General features: G+C 40.3%; 2 protein-coding genes. Both read right to left on the reverse strand.

Features of this window, described 5'->3' with window-relative positions; genetic code table 11:
- Nucleotides 1–89: 89 nt before the first annotated feature.
- Nucleotides 90–722, reverse strand: a complete 633-nt coding sequence (locus tag INF73_RS21785; protein WP_193547326.1) for a hypothetical protein — start codon at nt 720–722, stop codon at nt 90–92.
- An 11-nt stretch (nt 723–733) separates the two neighbouring features.
- Nucleotides 734–1,408 (reverse strand): ABC transporter ATP-binding protein, encoded by a 675-nt coding sequence (locus INF73_RS21790; RefSeq protein WP_227414417.1) that lies wholly within the window; start codon nt 1,406–1,408, stop codon nt 734–736.
- Between the last annotated feature and the right edge of the window lie 214 nt (nt 1,409–1,622).

The following is a 1,622-nucleotide window of genomic DNA, read 5'->3' on the forward strand; positions in this document are numbered from 1 at the left end:
CCTCAGAGCGTCATTTAATGCTAGATAATGCCATTCCCGGGCATCAATCAATACTCCATCCATGTCAAAAATAATACCTGATATTCTTTTCAACGGAAAAACTCCTGCGCCTGCTCCGGTAGATCGGTACATAACATAATATTCGAGAGTAACAATGACCTTCGGGGAATACATTTCAATTCAGACCATAAGGGTGTGGGATCGCGTCCATGTAATTCTGGTGAAACAACACATACCGACTTTTCATCATCAAGCCAGCGTAGTAATGATTCAATATTAAGACCAGATGAGTTAAACCCGTCCAACCAAATTGTGTTAGTAAGCTCTGTCAAAAGCCCTTCAGGTTCATATTCACTAATGCGACTCGCTACCTTTAAACCTGCCCGCATATAAGCGATGGTATCCGGAACCGACATATCAAAGCAGAAATAATTTGATATGCCATATTTTATTAGCATTTCCTTAACATGCAGAGCCAGACCATCTGATTTGATATTTAGAGCAAGTATCGAAGAAGCATCCATTGCTTTATACTCAGCAAAAAGCGCTTCAAGAGTAAATCCTGTCTGTAAAGGAATGTCATGACTTATAACCAGTTTGCCACAATAGTCTCGGACATCTGTTTCTATACCCCAACCATTTTTTAATGCACGTAAAATTGCGTAAGGAGCGTTCTTATCGCTGCCTATTTTCCATAGGCCACGATGAGCTAAAAAATGCATAATATTACCTACTAAGATAAATAACAGTCGATCGCTGCGTTTATTTCACCGTCATATTTCAGACGGCCATACTCCAGGAGCAATCCTCTCTGACAGACTTTTCTTAACTGACTTTCGTCATGGCTCACTAGTATCAATGAACCTCCAGACTGATTGAACGATGTAATTTTCTCGAAACACTGCACTTGGAAATCTCTGTCACCAACAGCAAACGCTTCATCAATAACTAATATATCACTCGGCAAGTGGATACCAACTGAAAAAGCTAAGCGCAAGAACATGCCAGAAGAATACGATCGGACAGGCTGTTCAAGAACATGTTCTACACCTGAAAAATGTACAATTTCATCGTATCTTTTACGAATATCTTTTCTGGACATGCCTAATATGGTTCCTGCTAAGTATATGTTTTCACGCCCGTTAAGATCATGATGGAAACCAGCTCCAACTTCCAGCAAAGATGAAATCTTTCCATCAACGTAAATACGCCCTTTGCTGGGTCTGCTTACGCGTGTCAAAAGCTTTAGTAACGTCGACTTGCCTGCGCCATTACGTCCCAAAATACCTACAGCCTCTCCCTGATTGATTCTGATATTAATATCATGGAGCGATGTTACACTTTCTTTCGAATAAGCATGTTGTTTATTACGAAAAGAAAGAGCTGCTCTTAATGTGTTACCTGCCAAAAATTCTCGAGGATAGCATTTAGATACATTTTGAAATATGATCATTCTTTATCTGTTATCCCCATCTCATAGCGTACAAAACAGTAATAACCCATGACCATGAGAACTAATGTGCAACAAGCACTTGCAACAAGCTGCATCACGTCTGGTTGGACACCACCCAGCAGAGCAAAGCGAAACCATAACACTGATCCTGTAAGAGGGTTTAACATTA

This window comes from Enterobacter cloacae complex sp. P6RS (genome assembly GCF_014982245.1).
Classification (GTDB): Bacteria; Pseudomonadota; Gammaproteobacteria; order Enterobacterales; family Enterobacteriaceae; genus Enterobacter; species Enterobacter bugandensis.

What these genes read in the sequence shown, in the direction of transcription:
- INF73_RS21785 (WP_193547326.1), bottom strand. Translation starts at nt 722, where the DNA reads ATGCATTTTTTAGCTCATCGTGGCCTATGGAAAATAGGCAGCGATAAG.